Below are 24,830 nucleotides of genomic sequence, written 5' to 3'. Positions count from 1 at the left end.
AGGGCCCTGAGGAGGCACGGTGGACGCCCGGCTACTGATCATGGGAGGCGCCGCCGGACCGGCCCTGCTCGCCCGGTTCGTGGAGCTGGCCGGGGCGGCGTCGGCCCGGATCGTGGTGATCGCCACCGCCAGCGAGGAGCCGGACAGCGCCGAGGCGTTCCACGTCGGCGCGTTCACCGCACTGGGCGCCGGTTCGGCCCGCGCGCTGCGGCTGGCCACCCGGGCCGACGCGAACGCGCCGGGTGCCGCCACCCTGCTGCGCGAGGCCACCGGGGTGTTCTTCACCGGTGGCGACCAGGAACGGATCACCAGCGTGCTGGGTGGCACGGTCATCGACTCGCTGCTGCAGGAGCTGGTCGGCACCGGCGCGGTGGTGCTCGGCGGGACGAGCGCGGGCGCGGCGATGATGTCGGCCACCATGATCGTCGGCGGCGACCGGCCCGGGGTGACCGCGGCCAGCGTCCGGACCGGCCCCGGCCTGGAGTTCCTCCCGGGTGTGCTGATCGATCAGCACTTCGCGCAGCGCGGGCGGCTGAACCGGCTGCTCAGCGCGGTCGCCCGGTATCCGCACGAGCTCGGCCTGGGCATCGACGAGGACACCGCGATCCTGACCGACGGCGACCGGTTCGAGGTGCTCGGCAGCGGCGCGGTCACGGTGGTCGACGCCGGCGCGGCCACCGACATCCGGGTGCCGCCGGACGGGCCGATCGCGCTGGCCGGGGCGCTGGTCCATGTGCTGCCGGCCGGACACACCTTTCATCTGACCGGCCGGCGGCCGGGGAGCGGGGAGCACTCCCATGAAGATCGAGAGCCTGCGCCGCCTGCGCGGCCCCAACGTGTATCTGTCCCGGCCGGCGGTGGTGGCCCGGCTCCGGCTGGAGGAGCTGACCGGCCGGGAGACGTGTGACGTACCCGGGTTCACCGAGCGGCTGCTGCGGGCACTGCCGGGGCTGGCCGAGCACCACTGCGCGGCGGGCGCGCCGGGCGGGTTCGTCAGCCGGCTGCGCGGCGGCACCTACTTCGGGCACGTCACCGAGCACGTCTGCCTGGAGCTGTCCCAGCTGATCGGCCGGGACGTGAGCTTCGGCCGGACCGTCTCGGCCGGCGAGAACGGCCTGTACGACGTGATCCTGGAGTGCCCGGTCGACGAGTCGCCGGAGTCCCGCGTGCCGGGCGAGCTGCTGGAGGCCGCGGTCGAGCTGGTCCTGGCCGTGCACGCCGGGCAGGCCGGTGGGGCGTACGCCGAGCGGCTCGCCGGCCTGGCCGCCTTCGCCGAACGGGAGGCGACCGGCCCGAGCACCCGGGCGATCATCGAGGCCGCCCGCCGCCGCGGCATCCCGGTCGAGCGGTTCGACGACCTCAGCCTGGTCCGGCTCGGCTGGGGCACCCGGCGGCGGATGGCCTGGGCCGCGATGACCGACCGGACCAGCGGGGTGGGCATCGACATCGCCGGCGACAAGCACGTCACCCGGCGGCTGCTCGGCGAGGCCGGCATCCCGGTCGCGGCCGGCGGCGCGGCGACCACCGCCCAGGAGGCGGTCCGGTTGCTGGCCGAGCTGGGCGCGCCGGTCGTGGTGAAGCCGCGGCACGGGCGGCAGGGACGGCACGTGGCGCTCGGGTTGCGCACGCCGGAGGCGGTCGAGCGGGCGTTCGCCGAGGCGGGCCCGGACGTGGTGATCGAGCGGCAGCTGGCCGGCCGGGACTACCGGGTACTGGTGGTGGCCGGCGAGGTGGTGGCCGCCGCCGAGCGGATCGCCGCGCACGTGGTCGGCGACGGGAGGTCCACGCTGCGGGAGCTGGTCGACCAGGTCAACGCGGATCCGCGGCGCGGCATCGGGCATTCGCGGGTGCTGACCCGGATCACGCTGGACGAGTCGCGGTTCGACAGAACCGAGGTTCCGCCCGAGGGCGAGACGGTCTGGCTGCACGACTGCGCCAACCTCTCCACCGGCGGGACCAGCCGGGACGTCACCGACCAGGTGCACCCCGACGTGACCCGGCTCTGCCAGCGGGTGGCCGCGCTGGTCGGCCTGGACGTGGCCGGGATCGACCTGCGGCTGCCGGACATCGCCGCGCCGCTGCCGCCGACCGGCGAGGACGAGCCGGCCGCCGGGGTGATCGAGGTGAACGCGGTGCCCGGGCTGCGGATGCACCTGGCCCCGGTGCGCGGCCGGTCCCGGGACGTGGGCGACGCGATCGTCCGGGCGATGTTCCCGGGCGGCTCCGACGGGCGGATCCCGGCCGTCGCGGTGACCGGCACGAACGGCAAGACCACGGTGACCCGGCTGACCGCGCACCTGCTCGGCGTGGGCCGGCGGGTCGGGATGGCCACCACCGACGGGGTGTACATCGACGGCCGCGCGGTGCACCTGGCCGACGCCACCGGCCCCCGGTCGGCGCAGCAGGTGCTCGGCGATCCGCAGGTCGAGGTGGCGGTGCTGGAGACGGCGCGGGGCGGCCTGCTGCGGCGCGGGCTCGGCTACGACTGGACGGACGTCGGGGTGGTCACCAACATCACCGCCGATCACCTTGGGCAGGACGGGCTCGGCTCGATCGAGGACCTGGCGCACGTCAAGGCGGTGGTGGCGGAACGGGTCCGGGACGGCGGCACGCTGGTGCTGAACGTGGACGACCCGTGGGTGCGCAGCCTCGCCGGGCGGCCCCGGGTACGCGCCGACCGCAAACGCCTGGTCTGGTTCGGGCTGGACCCGGCCAACCCGGTGCTGACCGAGCACCTGGGGCGGGGTGGCACGGCGTACGTCCTGGACGACGGCTGGCTGGTGCAGGCCACCGGCGCCCGGCGGACTCCGCTGCTGCGGGTGGCCGAGGTGCCCGGGGCGTACGGCGGCGCCGCCCCGCACGCCGCCGCCAACGCGCTCGCCGCGATCGCCGCGGCCCGGGCCCTGGGCGCCCGCCCGGAGTCGGTGGCGGCCCGCCTCACCGAGTTCGACCCGAGCGTGGACAACCCGGGCCGCGGCACCCTGTTCAAACTCGGCGAGATCTCGATCTTCCTGGACTACGCGCACAACCCGGCCGCGCTGGCCACCACGCTGCGCACGCTGCACCGGCTCTGGGGCGCCGACCGGTGCGTGGCCGCGGTGACCCTGCCCGGGGACCGCCGCGACGACCTGCTGGCCGCGTCCGCGCAGATCCTTGCCGACGGGCTGACCCGGGCCGTGCTCTACGACGACCGGGACCGGCGCGGGCGCGCTCCGGGCGAGGTGTCCCAGCTGGTCGAGCGGGAGATGCGGGCCCGCCGGCCGCAGATCCGGACGGTCCGCACGGACAGCAGCCGGGAGGCGGTGATCGCCGCTCTGGGGCTGGCCGCGCCGGGTGAGGTGGTCCTGGTGATCTACGAGAAGTGGGCGCCGATGCGGGCCTTCCTGACCGAGCTGGGCGCCGTGCCGGCCGCGAGCCGTCCGGTGGCGCCGATGCCCTCGGCCGGATGGGCGGCGCCGCAACTGGTGTCCAGCAGTGTGACAGATCATGGACATCCATGATCGCTTTCGGTGTCGGCTCGCTGACTGATCGTGAAACCTCCTACGTGGAGTGATCCTTAAAGTTGAAACCGCAAGTTCCGACGAAGCGGGCAATCTTCGACTGATCTCGTGGCGCTCCGTGGCGGAAGCACGACGGAAAGCGCTTTCCGCCCCTTTCCCAGGCGTGCACCAGGTCACACGGACGGTGATGATTGCCTGGTAGATCGCGTGATGCGCGGCTCGATCTGTAAGCCGATAGGTACTAACATCCTCGCCGTCGATGGGGGATGCTCAGGGTCCGATGGCGGGCCCCGGGCTCGCCCAGCGTCGGTCGGCATGGCGGTGCGGTCCGACGTTTCCTCGAAGCGCGCATGTGGGGGCACATGAGCACGGCGGACCTGCCCGGTTCGGGGTTGCTCGCCGGCCGTTATCGGCTGGTCGAGCGGCTCGGCGCCGGCGGGATGTCAGTGGTGTGGCGAGGCTTCGACGAGGTGCTCGGGCGACAGGTCGCGGTCAAGGTCCTGCCGCCGTCCACCAGCGCCGACCCTTCCTTCCGGCGACGCCTGCGCGCCGAGGCCCAGGCCGCGGCCCGGCTCAGCCATCCGCACATCACCAATGTGTACGACTACGGCGAGGCGACCACGGTCGACGGTGAGCCGGTGCCGTACGTGGTGATGGAGCTGGTCGACGGCGAGTCGCTGGCCGCCGTGCTGACCCGGGTCCGCACCCTGCCGTGGAACACCGCCGTGCGGATCAGCGCCGACGTGGCGGCCGCGCTGGCCGCCGCGCACGCCCGCGGCATCGTGCACCGCGACGTCACCCCGGCCAACGTCATGCTCACCTCGTCCGGCGCCAAGGTGGTCGACTTCGGCATCTCCGCCCTGATCGGGGAGAACGACACCGACCCGGACGGCAGCCTGCTCGGCACCCCGGCCTACCTCGCGCCCGAGCGGCTGGAGGGCGGCCAGGTCAGCCCGGCCACCGACGTCTACGCGGTCGGCCTGCTGATCTACCGGATGCTGATCGGCCAGCTCCCGTGGGACGTCGGCACCACCACCGCCCTGCTGCGCGCGCACCAGTACACCGAGCCCGAGCCGCTGCCCCCGGTCGACGGCCTGCCCGCCGAGGTGGACGCGCTGATCGGCCGCTGCCTGGAGAAACGCCCGGCCGACCGGCCGCCCACCGCCGAGGTGGCGCACCTGCTCGCCGGCATCGCGGCGGGCGCCCCGCCGGCCCAGGTCAGCGGTTTCGAGGCGGACTGGGCGGACAGCGGGGAGAACACCACGATCCTCCCGTCCGGCTACCCGTACGCCGGCATGGGCCCGGCCGCGGCCGCCGCCGACCCGGCGCCGAAGGCCCCACCGCTGCGCCCCGGCAGCGCCGACGGGCCGTCGTCGGCCGCGCCACCGGACAACCGACCACCGGGCCGCAGCCCGAAACAGGTCCGCACCCGCCGGGCCCTGGTGGTGGCCGGCACCATCGCCGTTCTCACCGCCCTGACGTACGGGTGGAGCCTGGCCGCCCCGGGCGAGCCGGACGACCGCGCCAACGCGGTCGCGGCCGGTCCCAGCGTGGTCGCCGCATCCGGTGGCTGCATCGTCAGCTACGCGGTCTGGTCGCAGGCGAACAACCGCTTCAAGGCGCAGGTCACGGTCGCCAACCGGGGTGAGACGCCGGTCGAGGACTGGAAGCTCTGGTTCCTGATGAACGGCGACCAGGTGGTCAAGGGCCGGGGCACCGTCGACCTGAAACAGAACCTGCGCGCGGTCACCGTCAACTCGGCCGGCCCGCTCCAGCCGCAGGAGAGCACCACCATGGAGATCACCGGGAAGTACCGGCAGAGCAACGCCGCCCCGATGGTCTTCCAGCTCAACGGCAAGAACTGCGAGGCGTTCGTGTCCAGCGAGCCGGGCGCCCCGTCCCGGCCGGTGGAGCACCTCTCGGACGGCACCATCCGGTTCGGCGCGCCGGCCACCGAGAGCACCCCGGAGCCGGGGATCTCGATCGACCAGGGCGGCATCGTGCACATCACGCCGACCACCACGAGCGCCGCGCCGAGCAAGCCCGGGTCCGCGACGACCACCCCGGCCCCCGGGGCGAGCAGCTCGTCGCCGGCGACCGGCGGCAATGCCGGACCGACCTCCGGCCCGACCACCACCGTCGCGCCGGAGCCGAACGCGTCGCAGGGCCCGTCGACGCCGGCCACCACGACGGCTGCCCCGCCTGACCCGGTCACCACGCCGGCGACGCCGGACCTGCCGCCGGACGACGAGTTGGACGGCGACACCACGACGTGATTGCCCGGCCCGGTGCTGGGTACAAGGGCTTGCGGCCGGTCAGTTGATCAGATCGGCCGCGGCGGCACCGGGGCGAAAAACCAGAAGTCGAACCGGCGACCACCGCGTTACGGTGAAAACGAGAACGACAGGCGCTCTGCTTCGACCCGCCCGGGCTGGATGTCCCGATTGCGGGTGCTTCGCACGGCGTGGCTGCCGACCGGCTCGACTCTCGCGGAGATGATGGGCGAGGGTTGTCCGCCGGACTGACTAGCAGGTCGTCGCAACGGGGAGTTCGACAATGCTCAGCACTGTGAAGGATCTGGCCGCCGAGGCGCTGTTCGTCTCACACCTGCAGCCATCCGAGTATCCGAACCGCGCTGCCCTGGAGGAGGCGATCACCAGCATGATCCTCCTGTACGGCAGTGACGGATGCGCCGCCGGCGTGGCCACCGAGTTCGGGGATCACCCCGACGTGGCGGTCCGCCGGATGCGCTGGGTGCAGGATGAGCTTGCCGGGGTGGTGGCGTGGCGCGCACCGGTGTTCCACTGACATTTCCCTCCTGAAGGCGATCCGCATGGCCCCTGGCCAGGCGGATCGTCGTGTTTCAGGCCTCAGCGCCGGCCGACCTGAGGCTTTATGTGAAAAAACTCCACAAAAGCAACCGAGTTCCGGCCCGGCTGCACCCAACGGCGACCACTGTTCTTCTCGTCAGCCGGCTTCACCAGCCGGTTCGTACGAGCGAGGAGGACTACGTGACCGCCACGACCGAACTCCCCGCCACCATCGGCGTCATCCACGACGCGCCCTCCGCGCGCGACATCGAGGACCTGATCCGCGAACACATGCCGATGGTTGGCCATCTGGTCCGGGAATTGCTCAACCGGGTGCCCGGCCACGTCCACGCAGATGACCTCTCATCAGCCGGTTTCGCGGCGTTGCTCGGAGCGGCTCGCTCCTTCGACGTGACCCGCGGGATTCCCTTCCACCGCTTCGCCGCCGTCCGGATCCGCGGTGCGCTGCTGGACGAGCTCCGTGGACAGGACTGGGCCAGCCGATCGGTGCGGGCCCGGGCCCGGCGCGCGGCGACCGCTCGCCAGGAGCTCACCGCGGCCCTCGGGCGCACACCCAGTGACGCCGAGGTCGCCGAGATGCTCGGCATCGGGGTCTCCGAGCTGGCCAGCGTCGAGGACGACGTGCAGAAGGCGTCGCTGCTGAGTCTGCAGGGCTTCCCCACCGGGGCGGCCGAGGAGATGGTGCCGGAGCTGTCCGAGGGACCCGAGGATCTGCTGCTCAAGCGTGAGCGGCTGGGTTACCTGCATCAGGCCATCCAGGCGCTGCCCGAGCGGCTGCGTCAGGTCGTGGAGGAGTCGTTCCTGCAAGAGCAACCGCTCAGCGAGGTGGCGGCCCGGCTCGGGGTCACCGAGTCCCGGATCTCCCAGTTGCGCACCGAGGCGCTGCGCCTGCTCCGGGAGGGCCTGAACAGCTCGCTCGCGCCGGAACTGCTGACCGTCGCGGCGGGCGGCCCCCGCACCCGGAAGGGCTGCCTGCAACGGCGGCGCACCGAGTACTTCGCGAAGGTGCAACAGCAGGGCAACCTGCACACCCGCCTCGCGTTGACCGACAGTCACGGCGTACCGATAGCGGTCGCGGCGTAGCACCGCAGAACCCGGCGGAGGGCGGATCGCTTGCGGTCCGCTCTCCGCCCTGTCTCACGCCGATTTCCGTACGCCACGCAGCCCGAGCACGACGCCGACGGCGCCCACCCACAGGCCCCAGCACGTGCTCCCCAGCGGCCCGGCCAGGTCCCAGACCGGGAAGCCCGGCACCGCCGTGGCGAGCACGTCGCCCTGGTTGAGCAGGTACAGCGCCGACACCGCCAGTCCGCTCCAGCCGATCCACCGGGGCAGCGCGCCGGACCGCAGCGCCACCACACTGACCGTCGCCGACCAGGCCACCGCGAGCACCTGCCCGAGGTGCTCGCCGAGCAGCGCCCCGCCGAACTGGTGCTGCGCCGTCCACGCCGCCTCGACCGCGACCCGGGTGACCGCGTCGCCCCCGGCCCACCGGTCGGCCAGCGCCGGCACCACGAACACCCAGCGCAGGAACCCGATCAGGGACAGCAGCACCGAGGCGGCGCCGATCGTGCCGGCCGCCCGCAACGCCGGGTCCCCGGGGCGTCCCAGGGCCGCCGCCAGCAGCAGCACCGGCACGCCGAGCAGGCCGTAGGTCCAGGCCACCGCGAACCAGGTCCCGATCAGCGACGTCCCGCCGTCGTGGAACGCGGCCAGCACCACCGGCGCCGGCTCGCGCAGGATGTCCGGCCAGTCGAAGGTCGCCGACAGCACGCTCGACGCCACCCCGAACCCGATCGCCGCCGCGACGAAAGTCCACCCGGTCACTCGTTGAAGATTCATTTCAACCTATTTCTGTACGCCGTGCAGAGTTGCTGACGCAGGCAATGCTGTACGGTGTGCAGAGATCTGTCAAGCGGGGATCGGGGATGGTCATGACTGAGGCGCGACGGCGGCCCGGCCCGAAGCGGGCACTGAGCGAGGACGACGTGCTCGACGCGGCCCTGCGGCTGATGGACGAGGACGGCCCGGTCGCCGCCTCGATCCGCAAGATCGCCGCCGAGCTGGGCGTCACGCCGAACGCGGTCTACACGTACTTCGCCGACAAGGCGGCCATCGAGCAGGCCCTGGTCGAGCGCCTGCTCGGCGAGGTCAACGCGGCCGCCCCGGCCACCGGCGACTGGCGCGACGACCTGGAGCAGCTGGCCGTCGGCATCCGCGCCCGCCTGGTCGCCCACCCGGGCGCCGTCCCGCTCTTCCTGGGCGGCGCGATGAACGGCCCGCAGGCCCTGCTGCTGGGCGAACGCCTGCTGACCCTGCTCGCCGCGGCCGGCCTCGACCGTGAACCCGCGGCCCGCGCGTCCTACCTGATCATGGTCTACGTGCTGGGCGCGATCGCTCTCGAAGTCGCCGACCAGCCGCACGCCGGCGCGCTCCCGCCGGAGGCCGACCGGATCGAGGCCCGCCGGGCGGCCTGGAGCCTGGTCCCGGCCGGGACGTTCCCGCGCACCGCCGCCGCCACCGACGTGATGGCCGGCTGGATCGGCACCGATCAGTACCTGTGGGGGCTGCGCCGGGTGCTCGCCGGGCTCACCGCCTGACGGGGGAGGATGACGTGATGCGTGCCGTGGTTGTCGACGTGGTCCGAGGCCGTCCCGAGGTCCGTGAGGTTCCCGAGCCGGTGGCCCCGCCCGGCGGGGTGGTGGTCCGGGTGCTGGCCACCGGGCTGTGCCGCAGCGACTGGCACGGCTGGGCCGGGCACGACGACGACATCGTGTTCCCGCACGTGCCCGGGCACGAGCTGGCCGGGGTGGTGGCCTCGGTGGGGCCGGGAGTGGAACGCTGGGCGGTCGGTGACCGGGTGACCGTTCCGTTCGTCTGCGGGTGCGGCCGGTGCGAGTGGTGCCGGGCCGGGGACGCTCAGGTCTGCCCCGACCAGCAGCAGCCCGGGTTCACGCACTGGGGCTCGTTCGCCGAGCTGGTGGTGCTTCATGCCGCGGACACCAACCTGGTGGCGATCCCCGCTTCGGTGGACTTCGCGGCGGCGGCGAGCCTCGGGTGCCGGTTCGCCACGGCGTATCGGGGGCTGGCCGGGCGGGCGCGGGTCGCCGCGGGGGAGTGGGTGACCGTGGTCGGGGCCGGTGGGGTGGGTCTCAGCGCGGTGATGATCGCGCGGGCGATGGGGGCGCGGGTGATCGCGGTCGACCGCAATCCGGAGGCTCTCGCGGTGGCCGCCGCGGTCGGGGCCGAGCACACCTTGCTCGCCGACCCCGCCGACCCCGCCGACCGTGCCGACCGCGCCGACCCCGCCGACCGTGCTGATCGCGCCGACCGTGCCGACCGTGCTGATCGCGCCGACCGTGCCGACCATGCTGATCGCGCCGACCGTGCTGATCGCGCCGGCCGCGCCGACGGCCCTGACGCTGCCCGTGGCCCTGACGCTGCCCGCGGACCGGTTGATGCCCGCGGACCGGCTGGTGCCCGTGGCTCTCGTGGCGCTGACAGCTCCGGCGGTGCCGACATTCCGGCCTTGGTCGCGGAGCTGACCGGCGGGGGCAGCCATGTCTCGGTCGACGCGGTCGGCAGTGAGCAGACCTGCGCCGACGCGATTCTGAGCCTGCGCCGCCGGGGGCGGCACGTGCAGATCGGGCTGTTGCCGTCGCTCGACGGGCACCCCCGGGCGCCGTTGTCCCGGGTGATCGGCTGGGAGCTGGACGTGCTGGGCAGCCATGGGATGGCGGCGGTCGACTACCCGGGCATGCTGGCGCTCATCGAGCAGGGCCGGTTGCAGCCGCAGCGGCTGATCGAACGCACGGTCGGGCTCGCCGAGGGGGCGCGGCTGCTGCCCGGCTTCGACCAGGCCACCCCGGCGGGGATGACCATGATCGACCCGTCCCGCTGACAACTCCCATGGCACCAAACGGTTTCCGGAAGGGTGCAGCGATCCACGAGGCTGTCGTAGGTAACCGTCGCGCCGTCGTCCCACGGCTGGTTGCGGTCTCCGGCTGGTCCTGAGCGCCCTATCCAGCCACGGAATAGGGCGCTCAGGCCCAGCCAGGCAGTCTCCGGCTGGTCCTGGTGGCCCTATCAAGACACGGGATAGGGCCCTGAGCGCCAGCCCGAGTTTCGGCTTGCGCTGAGAGGGCCGTTATCCGCCGGCTGCTGCTTTCGGGCTCTGAGCGCGAACCGGTGGTCGTGGCTTGCGGTGGGGGCCGTCATCCGGTCCGGTTAGGGGTTCGCTACCGCAGGTCCCGGACTCGGGCTGGTGCTCATGGCCCTATGCCGGGTCGGGATGGGGCCGTCAGGGCCAGCTGGTGGTGTCGGGCTGGTGCTCATGGCCCTGTCGCGGGCTGGGATGGGGCGATCAGGGCCAGCTGGAGGTGTCGGGCTGGTGCTCATGGTCCTATCGCGGGCTGGGATGGGGCGATCAGGGCCAGCTGGAGGTGTCGGGCTGGTGCTCATGGCCCTGTCGCGGGCTGGGATGGGGCCGTCAGGGCCAGCTGGGGGTGTCGGGCTGGTGCTCATGGTCCTATTGCGGGCTGGGATGGGGCCATGAGGGCCAGCTGGAGGTGTCGGGCTGGTGCTCATGGTCCTATCGCCGGCCGGGATGGGGCCACCAGGACCAGCTGGGGCGGTGTGACCCGAGGTCGGGGCGGCGGGGCGTACCGGAGAGCCGGGTCATGGTCGGGCAGCCGGCAAGGGGACATTTGGGAACGGGTCGGAGGTTGCCGGAGGGTAGAGCGATCTCCCTCGGAAGGAAGCGCAGTTTTCCACACTGTCCGGCCGTCCACAGGCCGCCAAAGATCAGCGAGCCTTTTCCGTCACACTGACTTCCGGGCAGGCCCCCAGGGTGGGCGGGGTCTGGCGAGTTGGGGTGGATCGGGGCGGTCAGTGGGGGAGGGGGATTCGCTCCGGGCGCCTGGCCGTGGGGTGGCTGACGCAGAACGGGTCGAGGGCGGCGCGGACGGCGCGGATGTCGGCGCCGACGGCGGTGGCCAGCATGCCGGGGCCGGCCAGCGGCATGATCGCGCTGTGCGGGCCTACGGACGGCGGGGTGACCGTGTCCGGGCCGGCGGTGACGACGGTGCCGACCGCTCGGCCGCCACCGAGTACCGCGGCGCCGGACCAGCCCGGGGCGTGCGGGCCGACGGACAGTTCGTGGCGGTACAGGGTGCTCTCGGCGTACGAAAAGCCTGTGTCAGCGACGAAGTCGCCGGAATCTTCTCCGTGCCGGCCGCAGACCAGGTCGTCGCGCCACAACAGGGACCCACCGGCCTCCACCGCGACCCGGGTGATCGCGACGTGGTCGCAGCCGGCGGCCGCGATCAGCGGCTCCGGGATCCACCGTAACGTGCCGCCCGCCGCGACCGTCGCGGTGATCGTCAGCCGGGACGCGGGCGCCGGGCGGCCCGGCAGCGCCAGCTGTGCCGCCACGCTGAGCAGCTCCAGCCAGGCGCCCGGGCCGACCTCGATGTCCAGTCGCAGGTCGTCGCCGCGCAGCGGACCGGCCGCCCCGCCGACCAGGTGGACCGTCACCCCGCCGTCCTGGCGTGGCCCGGTCCGGCGCAGCAGCAGCGGGGACTGGCTGCGCAGCACGGCGAGCCGGGTGCCGCCGTGGCCGTCGGCCACGGCGACGACCCGGGCTTCGGCCTTCACGCCGCGGTGCGGGCCGCGGCCAGCCCGCGGATCCACTCGGCGACCGGGGTCGCGGCCTTGTCCTCGGCCAGCGACAGGAAGACCGTCGGCAGCTCGTGGCGGCGGGCCTTGGCGTCGCGGTCCATCACCGACAGGTCCGCGCCGACCAGCGGCGCCAGGTCGGTCTTGTTGATCACCAGGAGGTCGGCGGTGGTGACGCCGGGGCCGCCCTTGCGCGGCACCTTGTCGCCGCCGGACACGTCGACCACGAAGATCTGCTGGTCGATCAGGCCCTTGCTGAACGTGGCGGTCAGGTTGTCGCCGCCGCTCTCCACCAGGACCAGGTCGAGCGGGCCGAGGGACGACTCCAGGTCCTCGACGGCGTCGAGGTTGGCCGAGATGTCGTCGCGGATCGCGGTGTGCGGGCAGCAGCCGGTCTCCACCGCGCGGATCCGCTCGGCCGGCAGCACACCGTTGCGCAGCAGGAAGTCGGCGTCCTCGGTGGTGTAGATGTCGTTGGTGACGACGGCCAGCCGCAGCTCCTCGCCGAGGGTCCGGCACAGGGCCGCGACCAGGGCGGTCTTGCCGGAGCCGACCGGACCGCCGATGCCGATGCGCAGCGCGCGTGACCCTTGGTGGAGGGGCGCATGCGGGTCCACCCCCGGCTCGGGGTGGGTGTGGGGAACCTCATCAGGGCCGTGTTCGTGCAGTTCAGGATGCAAAGAGACGCACCTCCCAGGTGGCGTGGTGCTCGGCGCCGATGTCGAGCAGGGGCGCGCCCGCGGCCGGCAAGTCGTCGACCGGGTCGCCGGATCGGGCCACGGCGGCTGCCGCGACCCGGTCACAGTCAGGTGCGAGCCGCGCCAGGAGCGCGTGCACCGCGTATGGATCAAGTCCCAGCAACCGGACGGCCGCGCTGGCCGGACCGGTGATCGTGCCGTGCGCCGCCGCGACGGCCGCCTCGGTGGCGGTGAGCCCGGCCGCGGCGGCCAGCGCGCCCAGCGCGACGGGCTGGTGCGGTTCTCGGCCGATGGCCGCGACGGGCCACATCGCCCGCCCGGCCCGCAGCAGCGCCCGCCCCTGCGCCCGCGAGGCCTTGCGCAGGGCCGGCGACGGCGTCCGCGCGTCGAGCCCGGCGTCCAGCTCCGCGAATCGTGCGGGCGAGACGCACGCGGCGGCCGTGAACGCCGCCGCGACGAGCCCGCTGGTGGCGAGCTTGCCGCGGAGGAACCCGGCCAGGTCGTCGACGGTGCGGACCCGGCCGGCGGAGACCTGTGCCTCCAGGCCGGCCGAGTGTGCGTGCCCGCCGGACGGCAATCGGCCGTCGGCGAGCAGGAGCAGTGTCGCGAGACTCATCAGAACAGGAAGTACCGCTGGGCCATCGGCAGTTCGGTGACCGGGTCCGGCTCCACGATCTCGCCGTCGACGCGTACCTCGAAGGTGTCCGCCTTGACCTCGATCCGGGGCATCGCGTCGTTCAGCGGCATGTCCGTCTTGCCGACCGAGCGGGTGTCGCCGACCGGGACGAGCGCGCGCTTCACCCCGATCCGGTCGGCGAGCAGCGCGTCGATGGCGGCCGGGGCGACGAACGCGAGCGAGGTCTGCGCCGGGACGACGCCGTAGGAGCCGAACATCGGGCGCGGCAGCATCGGCTGCGGGGTCGGGATCGACGCGTTCGCGTCGCCCATCTGCGCGTACGCGATCATCCCGCCCTTGAGCACCAGCGCCGGCCGTACCCCGAAGAACGCCGGGTCCCAGAGCACCAGGTCGGCGAGCTTGCCGGTCTCGACCGAACCGACCTGACCCGCCATGCCGTGCGCGACGGCCGGGCAGATCGTGTACTTGGCGACGTACCTCTTGGCCCGATTGTTGTCGGCGGCCCCGTCGCCGGGCAGCGCGCCGCGACGTGCCTTCATGACGTGCGCGGTCTGCCAGGTCCGCAGGATCACCTCGCCGACCCGGCCCATCGCCTGCGAGTCCGAGCCGATCATCGAGATCGCCCCGAGGTCGTGCAGCAGGTCCTCGGCGGCCATCGTGGACGGCCGGATCCGGCTCTCGGCGAAGGCCAGGTCCTCCGGCACCGCCGAGTTCAGGTGGTGGCAGACCATCAGCATGTCGAGGTGCTCGGCCAGGGTGTTCCGGGTGTACGGCCGGGTCGGGTTCGTCGACGACGGCAGCACGTTGGGGTGCGACGCCACGGTGATGATGTCCGGCGCGTGCCCGCCCCCGGCACCCTCGGTGTGATAGGCGTGGATCGACCGCCCGCCGATCGCCCGGATCGTCTCCTCGACGAACCCGGCCTCGTTCAGCGTGTCGGTGTGGATCGCCGCCTGCACCCCGGACGCGTCACACACCTTGAGGCAGGCGTCGATCGCGGCCGGCGTGGTGCCCCAGTCCTCGTGCAGCTTGAAGCCGCCGGCGCCGCCGCGCAGCTGCTCCCACATCGACTCCTCGGACATCGTGTTGCCCTTGCCGAGCAGCAGCACGTTGATCGGGAAGGTGTCGATCGCCTCCAGCATCCGGGCCAGGTGCCAGGCGTTCGGGGTGACCGTGGTGGCCTTGGTGCCCTCCGCCGGGCCGGTGCCGCCGCCGATGATCGTGGTGATGCCGGCCGCGAGCGCGGTGTCCAGGATGGTCGGGCTGATCAGGTGCACGTGGCTGTCGATCGCGCCGGCCGTGAGGATCTTGCCGTTGCCCGCGATGATCTCGGTGCTGGCGCCGATCACCAGGGCGGGGTGCACGCCGTCCATGGTGTCCGGGTTGCCGGCCTTGCCGATCGCGACGATCCGGCCGTCCCGGATGCCGACGTCGGCCTTGACGATGCCCCAGTGGTCGAGCACGACCACACCGGTGATCACGGTGTCCGGGGCGCCGTCGGCGCGGGTGGCCCGGGACTGGCCCATCGACTCGCGGATCACCTTGCCGCCGCCGAAGACCACCTCGTCGCCCGGGTGCGGGCCGGCGCTGCGGTCCTCCTCGATCTCGATCAGCAGGTTGGTGTCGGCGAGCCGGATCCGGTCGCCGGCGGTGGGCCCGTAGAGCGCCGCGTAGCGGCCGCGGTCCAAGGAGGTCATGCCGATTCTCCGCTTCGCTTTCGCTCCGAACCGGTCGGCACGGTCGCTTCGCGCCTCACCGTGGGCTCCCGTTCGGCTGGGCCTCGCCGGTGTCCTCGTCCAGGGAGCCGGCGGGTTCGATGTCGGTCGGGTCGGGCTCGGCCGCGGGCGGCAGCGCGTCCAGCGGGCCGCCGGCCAGGCCGCGCAGGCCCGGCACGATCCGGTCGCCGGCCAGCGGGACCAGGACCACGTCGCGCGGCATGCCGGGTTCGAAGCGGACCGAGGTGCCGGCCGGGATGGCGAGCCGGTGGCCCCACGCGGTGTCCCGGTCGAATTCCAGGGCCGCGTTCGACTCGGCGAAGTGGAAGTGCGAGCCGACCTGGACCGGCCGGTCACCGGTGTTGCGGACGGTCAGCTCCAGGACCGGCCGGCCGGGGTTGATGACGATCTCGCCGTCCCCGAAGAGCACCTCGCCGGGGATCATGAAATCGGCCCGTGCACGGTGACCAGCTTGGTGCCGTCCGGGAACGTCGCCTCCACCTGCACCTCGGGGAGCATCTCCGGCACCCCGGGCAGCACGTCGTCCCGGGTCAGGACCCGGCGCCCGGCGTCCATCAGCTCGACGACGCTGAGACCGTCGCGGGCGCCCTCCAGCAGGAACGCCGTGATGATCGCGGTCGCCTCCGGGTGGTTCAGTTTCAGTCCGCGTTCGCGCCGCTTCTGGGCGACATCGGCCGCCACGTGAATGAGCAGGCGTTCCTGCTCATGTTGACTGAGGAACAAAGCACCTCCCTGATCGCGCCACGAGATGTTTGCATTTGGAAGTTTCCGACGTGTAACCCTCGTTGATCAAAACATGTCCTTGCTGGTCACCCGGGTGGAAATGCCGTGAGTGGACAGATCCTCGGTGCGCTGTGGTCCGGGTCGTCGGCCCGGCGCCGGGCACGCTTGCGGCCGAGGTCCGGGCGATTGGGGTACGCGGTGAGCGCCGCCTCCGTCGGGAATCGCCAGTGGTCGGGTATCGCCTGTGGTCGGGTATCGCCTCTGGTCGGAATCGCCTTTGGTCGGAATCGCCTCCGTCAGGATTCGGCGGAGGGGCCGTCGCCGGCCGGCTCCGAGTTGCCGGGGCCCTCGCTGGTCGTGCCGCCGTCGGTGGTGCTCGGGCTGCCGCTCGGTGACGACGTGAGGCTCGGGGACGGCCTGCGGGAACCGGTGCGCGGGCGGGTGGTCCGGGGTCGCCCGGGCGGCGGGTTCTCGGCTGTGGGCGTACCGGAAATCGTTCTTGACGGTGGTGAGGTCGGACTCGGGAACGCTGATCCGCTCGGCGGGGCGGGCGAGGCCGGCGGGGTCGTGGCCGGGGTGGGGAACCAGCCGAACGGGTCGCTGACCAGGGCGACGGCGCCGGCTCCGGAGAGCGCGGCCAGCAGGATCGCGAGGATCGGCAGGAGGAATCGGGTCCGGGGCGGCCGGTCCGGGATCACCGGGGACGGCGCGGCCTGGAGGGCGACGGTGGCGTTCTCGGTCGCCAGCAGGTTCGCCGCGTCCGGGTCGCCGCCGAGCGCGGATCGGGCGGCGGTGGCCAGCGCGGCGGCGGACGGGTGCCGGTCCGCCGGATCCTTGGCCAGCGCCCGGGTGACCAGGGCACGGACCGGGGCGGGCAGGTCGGCCGGGAGCGGCTCCGGGGTCTCGGTGACATGCCGGAGCGCGATCGAGACGGGACTGCCGCCCTCGAACGGGGGATGTCCGGCCAGGCAGTGGTAGGCGACCGCGCCGAGCGCGTACAGATCGGCGGCCGGGCCGACAGTGGCCTTGGCCACCTGCTCCGGCGCCATGTAGCAGGCCGTGCCGATCACGTTGCGGGTCCCGGTCAGCGTGACCGACAGCGCCGAGCGGGCCACCCCGAAGTCGACCAGGACCACGTTGCCGTCCGGCTCGATGATCAGGTTGCCGGGGGTGACGTCGCGGTGCACGATCCCGGCCCGATGCACCGCCTGAAGGGCCCCGGCCACCTGCGCGACCAGGGCCATCGTCTCGCTCGCGGAGAGCCGGCCGCGCTCGGCGATCCGCTGCTCCAGCGGCTGCCCGTCGATCCGGGCCAGCACCAGATAGGCGCCGCCGGCGGTGGTCCCGTAGTCGTAGACCGCGGCCACCCCCGGGTGCCGCAGCGTGGCCATCGCCCGCGCCTCGTGCTCGAACCGCTGCTGGAACGTCGGCTCCGCGGCATGCTCGACCAGCAGCATCTTGACCGCGACCGGGCGGCCGAGCAGGGTGTCGGTCGCCCGCCACACCTCGCCCATGCCGCCCGCCGCGATCCGGTCGTCCAGCCGGTAGCGCGCGTTCAGCGCGTCACCGGCATCGGGCATAGGTGACAGCCTATGCCTCAGTTACCGCCGATCGGCAGCCTCGCCTCCAGCAGCGGGGCCAGCATCTGCGCGTACTTCGTGGTGATGTGGCTGTTGTCCCGCCACACCATGATGTTGCCGACCACCTGCGGGCAGACGTCGGCGCAGAACCACTGCCGGGTCGGGATGACCGTGACGCCCAGGTCGCGGGCGGTCCGCGAGACCAGTTCCTGCCGCGCCGGGAAGGCGAACGCGTCCTCGGCCGGCCGGGCGCAGCGGGACGCGTGCCGGGAGTTCGTGGCCAGGCACTCGGGGGTGTCCTTGCCCGGCCATGGGGTGTCCTCGATCAGCACCAGCCGGGTGCCCTTGGCCGTGAGCGCCCGGAAGGTGGCCTTCCAGCCGGCCACCCAGAGCCCGTCCCGCTGCGCCTCCGGGCCCCGGTCGGCGAACTGGCCGGCCGCGTTGAGCAGGCCGCCGTTGTTGTTGCCGTTCGACGAGACCACCACCATCGTCGGCTTGGCCCGCTTGATCTCGGCCAGCATGGCGGCCCGCCACTGCTCACACTCGGTGTAGGCGCGCTTGAGGGTGTTCGCGAACGTCCGGACCGTCGGGGCCTGGCAGGCACTCTTGGTGCGGACCACCAGCCTCCAGCCGTGCTTCGCGGCGATCGTCTGCATCGCCGGGTACCAGTGCGCCGCGTGCGAGTCGCCGAGCAGATAGACGGTCTGCGCGCCGGCCGGGTCGCCGAAGGCGCACGGACCCGGCGGGACGACCTCGGTGTAGTCCAGGTGGCAGTCGGTCCCGTAGTACTCCGGCAGGTCCTTGTGGCCTCGCTCGACCGGCGGCGTGATGTTCGACGGCAGTTCGCCCAGGCCGGCCGAGGTCGCGATGATCCGCCGGAGCTCGGCCTCCGGGTCGGTCGCGGCGGCGACGACCTCCGCCGTCACCACCGCCGGGGCGCCCTTCGCGAGCTGGGGCGGGTGGTTGCCGCCGACCCGGGCGACGACGGCCACGGCCAGGGAGAGGGCCAGGCCGACGGCGATACCGCGTACGGCGGACCGCTTCACCCAGGGCTGGTTGCGTCCCGGGTTCTCCACCAGGTGGTACGAGCCGATCGCGAGGAGCAGGGCGATCGCGGCCAGCGACAGGTTCAGGCCCACGGTCGGCTCGGTGTCCAGGGCGAACGGGACGATCATCAGGACCGGCCAGTGCCACAGGTACCAGCTGTAGGAGTACTTGCCGATCTGCTGGAACGGCCAGCGGCCCAGCAGCACGGCGACGCCGCCGCGCGGGGCGGCGCAGCCACCGGCGATGATCGCGGCGGCGCCCAGGACCGGCAGGGCGGCGGCGGTGCCGGGGAACGGGGTGGCGTCGTCGTAGAGCAGGGCGCTGGTGACGACGGCGGCCAGGCCGGCCCAGGTGAGGACGGCGGCCAGTGGCTGGGGGAGGCCGGCCAGGCGGGTGGTGCCGATCGCGACGAGGGCGCCGATGCCCAGTTCCCAGGCTCGGGTGTGTGCGCCGAAGTAGGCGTACGGGGCGGAGGACTCGGTCACCTGGACGCTGACGTACAGGCTGGCCAGGACGGCGAGGCCGAGGGCGATCAGGACCGGCTTGCGGTATCGGCTCCGGAACGTCAGCGCGAAGATCAGCAGGAGCAGGGGCCAGACCAGGTAGAACTGCTCCTCGACCGCGAGCGACCAGAAGTGCTGGAGCGGCGACGGGGCGGCGTCGGCGTTCAGGTACTGGACACCCTCGGAGGCGAGTCGCCAGTTGATGCCGTAGAAGGTCGCGTACAGCGCGTCGAGGGAGATCGACTTGAACCGGGTGGCCGGCAGCCACAGCCAGGCGCCGGCCAGGGTGACGAGCAGGACCAGCGTAGAGGCGGGCAGCAGCCGGGTGGCCCGGCGCGCGTAGAACTTGGCCAGCGAGATCGTGCCGCTGCGCTGGAGCTCGCCGAGCAGCAGCGTGGTGATCAGGAACCCGGAGATCACGAAGAAGACGTCGACGCCGACGTAGCCGCCGGCCAGCCCGGAGAGCCCGGCGTGCGAGAGCACCACCAGGGTGACCGCGATGGCACGCATGCCCTCGATGTCGGCCCGGAACTTGAGGTGTGGCCGTGCGGTGGCGGTCGTTCTGCCAACCGAGTTCTCCGGTCGGTCAGCTTCGGTATGGAGGTCGTAGGTGACCGACATGGCCTGCCTGTGGGGGGAAGCGGGGTCGTGGGTGACCGATGGGGACGGGTCGAGCGATGGTACCCACCAATTCACAGATCTGGCACAGGAGGTTCATGGTCAATTCACGGGCTGGGTGGGGGATGACGTTTCCGCTGGTCCGTGCTCGGATGTCGGCCTTTCACCGAGGGGTGACCGGGCGATCACCCGGCGTGTTGCCGCGGTGTCAGCCGTTGTTGTTTCCCGGGCCGCTGTTGTCGTTGTCCTCGGCTTGTTCCTCGCCGCCGGTGCCGGTTTCGTCCGGGGTCGCGGTGGTGGGGGCCTCGGTGGGCTCGGTGGTCTTCGTGGGGGCCGGCTCGGTCTGGGTGGGCTGGGCCGGGGTGGTCGGTTCGGTCGCGGGGGCGCCGTTGCGGGTGGGTTCGGCGGTCCCGGTGGACTTCGGGGTTCCGGTGGGCTGCCGGTGTGGTTTTCCGGCGGGTTCGTCCTTACGGGTGTCGTTCTTGGTGGCACCGGGCGTGACCGCGACCGACGGCTGCCCCGCGCCGGGCGGCGTGCCACCGGCGGGGCCGCCACCGAACCAGTCGAACGGATCAGCCAGCGCCAGTGCCGCGCCGGCTCCGATCAGAACGAGCAGCGCCGCGGCGAGGATCAGCGCCCGCTTCCGCCCACCCTGCTCCCTTCCCTCTGTCGCCGCTCCGGCCCCGGCGGCTCCGGCCCCGGCGGCTCCGGCCCCGGCGGCTCCGGCCCCGGCGGCTCCGGCCCCGGGGGTTCCGGCCCCGCCGGCTCCGGCCCCGCCGGCTCCGGCGCCGCCCCGCACGCCAGCTGCGTCGCCGGCGAGGCTGCCCGTGGCCGCCGCGCCTGCCCTGCCCGCGGCGTACCCGGCGGTCGATTCTCCTGTCCTGGCCGCGGCGTACCCGGCGGCTGACTTACCCGCGATGGTTCCGATGGCCGCCGCGCCTGTCTTGCCGGTGTTTCCGTCGGCCGGGTCGCCGTTTTCGTCGTCGGGCTTGGGGCTGTCCGGCGAGGTGTGCTCCTCGCCGATCGCCGGATGGTCCGGCATCGTGGGCGATCCCGGTGTCGCGATGGCCATGGTGTGACCGTCACGCGCGGAACCGGCCAGGCGCGTTCCGGCATACGGCGGGCCGCCGACCATGGCCCGCGCGGCGAAGCCCGAAGCGGCCCCGGCGGCCACCGCCTCCGTCACCGCATCGCCGTTCGTCATCACCCCGGCGTTCGTCGTGGATCCGGAGACGGCGCTTGTAGTGGATCCGGAGGTAGCGCTCGTAGTGGATCCGGAGGCAGCGCTCGTCGTGGATCCCGGGGCCGCGCGGTCGGCGGTCGCTGTCAGCGACTCGGCCGTCGCGGCCATGGCGGCCGCCGAGGGGAAGCGGTCGGCCGGATCCTTGGCCAGGGCGACACCGATCAGGTCACGAACCGGCCGGGGCACGTCCCGCGACAGCGGCGGAGGCTCGTCCGTCACGTGCTGGAGCGCCACCGCGAGCGGGTTGTCGCCGAGGAACGGCGGCCGCCCGGTCAAACAGTGATAGGCCACCCCGCCGAGCGCGTAGATGTCCGCCGCCGGCCCGGTGGCCCGCTTGGACACCTGCTCCGGCGCGATGTACAGGGCGGTGCCGACTACCTCACGCGCACCGGTCAACGTGACCGAGTTCGCCGACCGTGCCACCCCGAAGTCGACCAGCACCACCGTCCCGTCCGGCTCGATGATCAGGTTGCCCGGCTTGACGTCCCGGTGCACGATCCCGGCCTCGTGCGCCGCCTGAAGCGCCCGACCAGCCTGCGCCACCACCGACATCGTCTCGGTGACGGTGAGTTGCCCACGGTCGGCGAGCAGCTGATTCAGCGGCTGGCCGGCCACCCTCGCCATCACCAGGAAGGCGCCGTCCTCGGTGTCCCCGAAGTCGTAGACCGGCACCACCCCCGGATGCCGCAACGAGGCCATCGTCCGCGCCTCGTGCTGGAACCGGCTCAGGAACCCGGGATCAGTCCCACGTCCCCCGAGCAGCGTCTTCACGGCGACCGGCCGCCCCAGCACAGTGTCCGTGGCCGCCCAGACCTCGCCCATGCCACCAGCCGCGATCCGCTCGTCGAGCCGGTACCGTCCACCGAGCAACTCTCCGGGTTTAGGCATGCGTCTTCCACTACCCAGGAGCGTCCTCGCCTATCCCGCCCTCCTCTCTCCGACTCGCGATGCCCACCATCCGTCACCGGTCCCGCACGCCGCTTAGACCTCGCGGGACTACTCGCCGATGTAGAGGATGGCGTCGATCTCGATGTCGAAGCCGACCAGGGGGACCGGGAGGGTGGTGCGGACCGGGCGGTTGTCGCCCTTGATGTACTGCTGATAGATCTCGTTCATCTCCGCGAAGTCACCGAAGTCCCGCAAGTAGACGCCGACCCGGACGGCGTCGTCCAGGCTCGCGCCGGCCGCCTCGGCGACCGCCGCCAGGTTGCGGAACGCGGCGTGCGCCTGCTCGGCGAAACTGCCGGTCACCCAGGTCCCGTCCGGCAGAGCCGGCACCGCCCCGGCCAGGTAGATGGTGTCGCCGGCGACGACCGCATGCGAGTACGGGCCACCGGCCGGCGCCGCCTTGTCGGTGATTACAGCGCGCTTGGGCATCAGGAACTCCTCGGTTGGTTTCTCGGAAACTGTTCGTCCAGCCCGTCCGGCCCCACGAGGGGTGTGGCGAGCAGGTCACGGAGGTGGCGCGTCCGGTCGGCGAGAGCGGCGCGCTGGGCGATGGTGAGCGGGATCCACGGTGGTGGCGGGCCGGGCAATCGCGGTGTGAGCAACCGGCCGCCCACATAGGTCGCGTCGTTCACCAGCCGCATCGGCGAGATCCGGACCTGCCGGTGCGCGTCGACGACCGGGAACTCCTCCGCCCGTACCTCGAAGATCGCGAGGTCAGCGGGAGCTCCCACCGTGAGCGTCCCGCCGGGGAGTCCCAGCGCTCGGGCCGGATGGAGCGTGGCCGCCGCGACCACCTCGGCCAGCGCAACCCCGGCTGCCAGCATCTTGGCCATCGTGGTGGGCAGGTCGAAGACCGGTCCGTACAGCGACCGCGCATGCAGGTCGGTGGAGATCGTGTACGGCCGCAGTCCCGCGTCCAACTGGGCCGCCAGCACGTCGAAGGCGAAACCGCCGGAGCCGTGCCCCAGGTCGAGCAGCACCCCGCGCGCGGCCGCCGCATGCACCGCCGAGCCCAGCGGGGCGGCGATGCCGCTCGCGCAGTGAGTCACGATGTCGCCCGGGCGCAGCAGGTCGAGCACCTCGTCGAGCTCCGGAGGGGCGGTGCCGATGTGGACCATGACCGGCACGCCGCAGGCGTCCGCCGCCGCCAGACCGCGCCGAAGCGGCTCGATGCCGTTGTCGCCCACGGTCTCCCGGTCGATGCGCACCTTGATCCCGCGGATCAACTCGCGATTGGCCTGGATGGTGTCGATCGCCAGGCCGGCGTCGCAGGTGGCCAGGTCGCGGCACTCGCCGGTGCGGCCGGCCAGGCCGACGGCGGAGATGTTCAGCAGCGCGGGCACACGCACGGTCGCCCCGGCCGCCACCCGTCGCAGGCCGTCCAGCGTGTACGCCCCGGCGGACCCGGCGTCGACCCAGGTGGTCACCCCGCAGTGCCATGCGATCGGATCCGGGTCGATGCCCCAGTAGCCCGGCCCGACGTGGGTGTGCAGGTCGATCAAGCCCGGTGTCACCAGCCGCCCGGCGACCTCGACCACCTGCCGCGCGTCCCGAGGCAGATCAGTCCCGACCGCGGCGATCTTCCCGTCGCGAACCCCGATGTCCACCACCCGGCCGTCCGCCAGTGGCCCGCCGATGGGTCCGCCGTGCGGCGGCCCGGTTGCCGCGTCGCTGGTCAGGACGGTCGCATCCGTCAGCAGAAGGTCGAACGTCATCGGTCACCTCCCGTCGCCAAGGCTGCCTGGATGGCCAGCCGGTAGAGCCGGGTGGGGCGACCCTTCTGATGGGGCTGAGCGCTGCCCTCCGCGGCGACCAGGCCGGCCTCGCTGAGTTTCCGGATCAGGCGGCGACCGCTCGGATCGGTGATCCCCAGCGCCCGGGCCAGCTCGCCGGGGGTGATCGGGCGGCCGCCGAGCGAACGCTCCAGCGCTGCGAGCCGGGACATCGTGGCGGCGCTCAGCCCGGCCCGGCCGGCCAACTCCTCCAGGCCTCCGTGCTCGCGGTAGGTATAGGTCAGCGGCGGTCCCGCGGCGCCGATCGGGCCGATCATCACGCCGTCATCGGTGATCAGATAGCCGCTCGCGGAGTCGTTCTGCTCGGCTCGATCCGCCGCCTGCTCGGCCAGCGTCACACTGCCGCGCGCCGATGCCCCGATCCCGAACCCGACCGCGGTGCTCCGGACCGCCGCGGTGTGGCCCGGTGTGCCGTCGATTTCCGCGTCGTCGACGCCGGTGTCGCCGGCGCCGGGGAAGCCGGTCTCCTCGCTGAAGGGCAGATGAACCCAATGCTGGGTCAGGGTCTGGAAGACACCGGCCGGGGCGAAGGCGATCACGGCTCGTGGGCCGTGGTCGTCGATCCAGGCATCGGCCAACTCGGGAAGCTCGGACAGCGCCCGGCGCAGCGTCTCCCGGGCGCCGGAGGCGGGTGCGCGGAAGACCGCGGCGGCGAACCGCTGCTCGTCCGCCTGCCGGCCCCGCACCCGCAGGACCAGCTCGTGCAGGTCGGCACGGATCGTGCCGGGGGTGGCCACCGCCTGCACCACCGCGGTCCGCCCGTCCAGCGCGGCGGCCACGGCGGTGCGCGCGGTGATCACATAGGGCGCGCCGGTGCGGTCCAGCCGCTCGCGGTGGAACGCGACCACCTCGGCCACCGGCTGCTCCGGCTGGAACGGCAGAGCGGCGATCGCCGAGCGGTCGAGGCCGAGCGCGGTCGCCACCTCGGCGACCGTCTCCTCGGGGAAGGTGTCGATGCTGACCGGAGTGGCGGGCCACCCGTTCCCCCGGGCGCGTGCCCAGGCGAGGGCCAGATCGAGCGCCGCGGAGCGGGTGACCGTGACCGGCAGGCCCGGGGGCAGCAGGTCCCGGGCCCGCGCGAAGGGGACAAGGCCGAGCAGCAACCCGTCCAGGGTGCCGGTGGTCAGCAGGTCGGTGACCCGGTCGCGGATCTCCTCCTCGTGCTCGTAGACCGCCCAGGCGAAGGAGACGCCGGCCAAGGTGCGTGCCGCCTCGGCAAAGCGGCCGCGCTGACCGGAGTGGACCACGACTCCGATGACCATCGCGTCTCCTCTGGTGGTTCGTATGTGGCTCGTAG

The 24,830-nt window shown here is 73.0% G+C and carries 20 protein-coding genes; 7 read left to right on the top strand and 13 right to left on the bottom strand.

All coding sequences use genetic code 11. The annotated features are described in order from the left end of the window. Positions 1-19: 19 nt before the first annotated feature. From Aiant_RS10980 to Aiant_RS10960, 5 genes are all read left to right on the top strand, one after another. Positions 20-907 (top strand): cyanophycinase, encoded by an 888-nt coding sequence (locus Aiant_RS10980; protein ID WP_189333309.1) that lies wholly within the window; start codon positions 20-22, stop codon positions 905-907. Beyond that, positions 798-3,500: a cyanophycin synthetase gene (gene cphA, locus Aiant_RS10975; protein ID WP_189333310.1), complete on the top strand. Its 2,703-nt coding sequence runs from the start codon at positions 798-800 to the stop codon at positions 3,498-3,500. Before Aiant_RS10980 ends, cphA begins: the two co-directional genes overlap by 110 nt. A gap of 362 nt (positions 3,501-3,862) precedes the next feature. Next, positions 3,863-5,776 (top strand): serine/threonine-protein kinase, encoded by a 1,914-nt coding sequence (locus tag Aiant_RS10970; RefSeq protein WP_229830702.1) that lies wholly within the window; start codon positions 3,863-3,865, stop codon positions 5,774-5,776. A 280-nt stretch (positions 5,777-6,056) separates the two neighbouring features. Further along, the gene (locus tag Aiant_RS10965; RefSeq protein ID WP_189333312.1) at positions 6,057-6,308 is read left to right on the top strand and encodes a hypothetical protein; all 252 of its coding nucleotides are present in this window, start codon (positions 6,057-6,059) and stop codon (positions 6,306-6,308) included. Positions 6,309-6,511: 203 nt separating this feature from the next. Then, positions 6,512-7,414, top strand: a complete 903-nt coding sequence (locus Aiant_RS10960) for a sigma-70 family RNA polymerase sigma factor (RefSeq protein ID WP_189333313.1) — start codon at positions 6,512-6,514, stop codon at positions 7,412-7,414. Between the two features lie 54 nt (positions 7,415-7,468). Here Aiant_RS10960 and Aiant_RS10955 read toward each other — a convergent pair whose 3' ends face one another. Continuing rightward, positions 7,469-8,158: a DUF4386 domain-containing protein gene (locus tag Aiant_RS10955; RefSeq protein WP_229830705.1), complete on the bottom strand. Its 690-nt coding sequence runs from the start codon at positions 8,156-8,158 to the stop codon at positions 7,469-7,471. A gap of 107 nt (positions 8,159-8,265) precedes the next feature. On the opposite strand from Aiant_RS10955, the gene Aiant_RS10950 reads away from it, so the two are divergent. Both Aiant_RS10950 and Aiant_RS45585 read left to right on the top strand, forming a co-directional pair. Then, on the top strand, positions 8,266-8,931 hold the full coding sequence (locus Aiant_RS10950; RefSeq protein WP_189333315.1) for a TetR/AcrR family transcriptional regulator: 666 nt from the start codon (positions 8,266-8,268) through the stop codon (positions 8,929-8,931). A 17-nt stretch (positions 8,932-8,948) separates the two neighbouring features. Next, positions 8,949-10,232 carry an alcohol dehydrogenase catalytic domain-containing protein gene (locus tag Aiant_RS45585; protein ID WP_229830707.1) on the top strand — a complete coding sequence of 428 codons (1,284 nt, stop codon included), beginning with the start codon at positions 8,949-8,951 and terminating at the stop codon, positions 10,230-10,232. A 986-nt stretch (positions 10,233-11,218) separates the two neighbouring features. Here Aiant_RS45585 and Aiant_RS10935 read toward each other — a convergent pair. The 12 genes from Aiant_RS10935 to Aiant_RS10880 form a co-directional block, all read right to left on the bottom strand. After that, positions 11,219-11,986 (bottom strand): urease accessory protein UreD, encoded by a 768-nt coding sequence (locus tag Aiant_RS10935; protein ID WP_189333316.1) that lies wholly within the window; start codon positions 11,984-11,986, stop codon positions 11,219-11,221. Next, entirely contained in the window at positions 11,983-12,687 is a 705-nt protein-coding gene (gene ureG, locus Aiant_RS10930) for an urease accessory protein UreG (RefSeq protein ID WP_189333317.1), read from the bottom strand. Before ureG ends, Aiant_RS10935 begins: the two co-directional genes overlap by 4 nt. Further along, complete coding sequence (locus Aiant_RS10925; protein ID WP_189333318.1) at positions 12,677-13,321, bottom strand: urease accessory protein UreF; 645 nt, start codon at positions 13,319-13,321, stop codon at positions 12,677-12,679. The genes ureG and Aiant_RS10925 overlap by 11 nt, the downstream gene beginning before the upstream one ends. Next, a complete protein-coding gene (locus Aiant_RS10920; protein WP_189333319.1) occupies positions 13,321-15,039 on the bottom strand; it encodes an urease subunit alpha in 1,719 nt (572 codons plus the stop codon). The genes Aiant_RS10925 and Aiant_RS10920 overlap by 1 nt, the downstream gene beginning before the upstream one ends. Before the next feature lie 55 nt (positions 15,040-15,094). Further along, a complete protein-coding gene (locus Aiant_RS10915) occupies positions 15,095-15,502 on the bottom strand; it encodes an urease subunit beta (RefSeq protein ID WP_189333320.1) in 408 nt (135 codons plus the stop codon). Beyond that, positions 15,499-15,801, bottom strand: coding sequence for an urease subunit gamma (locus tag Aiant_RS10910; protein WP_189333321.1), 303 nt, complete (start codon positions 15,799-15,801; stop codon positions 15,499-15,501). Before Aiant_RS10910 ends, Aiant_RS10915 begins: the two co-directional genes overlap by 4 nt. A 296-nt stretch (positions 15,802-16,097) precedes the next feature. After that, on the bottom strand, positions 16,098-17,381 hold the full coding sequence (locus tag Aiant_RS10905) for a serine/threonine-protein kinase (RefSeq protein ID WP_189333322.1): 1,284 nt from the start codon (positions 17,379-17,381) through the stop codon (positions 16,098-16,100). Between the two features lie 17 nt (positions 17,382-17,398). Next, positions 17,399-19,441, bottom strand: a complete 2,043-nt coding sequence (locus Aiant_RS10900) for an acyltransferase family protein (protein WP_189333323.1) — start codon at positions 19,439-19,441, stop codon at positions 17,399-17,401. Positions 19,442-19,757: 316 nt separating this feature from the next. After that, on the bottom strand, positions 19,758-21,680 hold the full coding sequence (locus Aiant_RS46465) for a serine/threonine-protein kinase (protein ID WP_268248822.1): 1,923 nt from the start codon (positions 21,678-21,680) through the stop codon (positions 19,758-19,760). Between the two features lie 108 nt (positions 21,681-21,788). After that, positions 21,789-22,169, bottom strand: coding sequence for a RidA family protein (locus Aiant_RS10890; RefSeq protein WP_189333324.1), 381 nt, complete (start codon positions 22,167-22,169; stop codon positions 21,789-21,791). Next, positions 22,169-23,455 carry an amidohydrolase/deacetylase family metallohydrolase gene (locus tag Aiant_RS10885; RefSeq protein ID WP_189333325.1) on the bottom strand — a complete coding sequence of 429 codons (1,287 nt, stop codon included), beginning with the start codon at positions 23,453-23,455 and terminating at the stop codon, positions 22,169-22,171. Before Aiant_RS10885 ends, Aiant_RS10890 begins: the two co-directional genes overlap by 1 nt. Then, on the bottom strand, positions 23,452-24,795 hold the full coding sequence (locus Aiant_RS10880) for a helix-turn-helix domain-containing protein (protein ID WP_189333326.1): 1,344 nt from the start codon (positions 24,793-24,795) through the stop codon (positions 23,452-23,454). Before Aiant_RS10880 ends, Aiant_RS10885 begins: the two co-directional genes overlap by 4 nt. Between the last annotated feature and the right edge of the window lie 35 nt (positions 24,796-24,830).

This window comes from Actinoplanes ianthinogenes (assembly GCF_018324205.1).
GTDB classification, from domain to species: domain Bacteria; phylum Actinomycetota; class Actinomycetes; order Mycobacteriales; family Micromonosporaceae; genus Actinoplanes; species Actinoplanes ianthinogenes.
This window is presented reverse-complemented; position numbering and strand designations above follow the sequence as displayed.

What these genes read in the sequence shown, in the direction of transcription:
- Aiant_RS10925 (WP_189333318.1), bottom strand. Translation starts at nt 13,321, where the DNA reads ATGAGTCTCGCGACACTGCTCCTGCTCGCCGACGGCCGATTGCCGTCC.
- Aiant_RS10885 (WP_189333325.1), bottom strand. Translation starts at nt 23,455, where the DNA reads ATGACGTTCGACCTTCTGCTGACGGATGCGACCGTCCTGACCAGCGAC.
- Aiant_RS10880 (WP_189333326.1), bottom strand. Translation starts at nt 24,795, where the DNA reads ATGGTCATCGGAGTCGTGGTCCACTCCGGTCAGCGCGGCCGCTTTGCC.
- cphA (WP_189333310.1), top strand. Translation starts at nt 798, where the DNA reads ATGAAGATCGAGAGCCTGCGCCGCCTGCGCGGCCCCAACGTGTATCTG.
- Aiant_RS10920 (WP_189333319.1), bottom strand. Translation starts at nt 15,039, where the DNA reads ATGACCTCCTTGGACCGCGGCCGCTACGCGGCGCTCTACGGGCCCACC.
- Aiant_RS10950 (WP_189333315.1), top strand. Translation starts at nt 8,266, where the DNA reads ATGACTGAGGCGCGACGGCGGCCCGGCCCGAAGCGGGCACTGAGCGAG.
- Aiant_RS10890 (WP_189333324.1), bottom strand. Translation starts at nt 22,169, where the DNA reads ATGCCCAAGCGCGCTGTAATCACCGACAAGGCGGCGCCGGCCGGTGGC.
- Aiant_RS10900 (WP_189333323.1), bottom strand. Translation starts at nt 19,441, where the DNA reads ATGCGTGCCATCGCGGTCACCCTGGTGGTGCTCTCGCACGCCGGGCTC.
- Aiant_RS45585 (WP_229830707.1), top strand. Translation starts at nt 8,949, where the DNA reads ATGCGTGCCGTGGTTGTCGACGTGGTCCGAGGCCGTCCCGAGGTCCGT.
- Aiant_RS10965 (WP_189333312.1), top strand. Translation starts at nt 6,057, where the DNA reads ATGCTCAGCACTGTGAAGGATCTGGCCGCCGAGGCGCTGTTCGTCTCA.
- Aiant_RS10905 (WP_189333322.1), bottom strand. Translation starts at nt 17,381, where the DNA reads ATGCCCGATGCCGGTGACGCGCTGAACGCGCGCTACCGGCTGGACGAC.
- Aiant_RS10915 (WP_189333320.1), bottom strand. Translation starts at nt 15,502, where the DNA reads ATGATCCCCGGCGAGGTGCTCTTCGGGGACGGCGAGATCGTCATCAAC.
- Aiant_RS46465 (WP_268248822.1), bottom strand. Translation starts at nt 21,680, where the DNA reads ATGCCTAAACCCGGAGAGTTGCTCGGTGGACGGTACCGGCTCGACGAG.
- Aiant_RS10970 (WP_229830702.1), top strand. Translation starts at nt 3,863, where the DNA reads ATGAGCACGGCGGACCTGCCCGGTTCGGGGTTGCTCGCCGGCCGTTAT.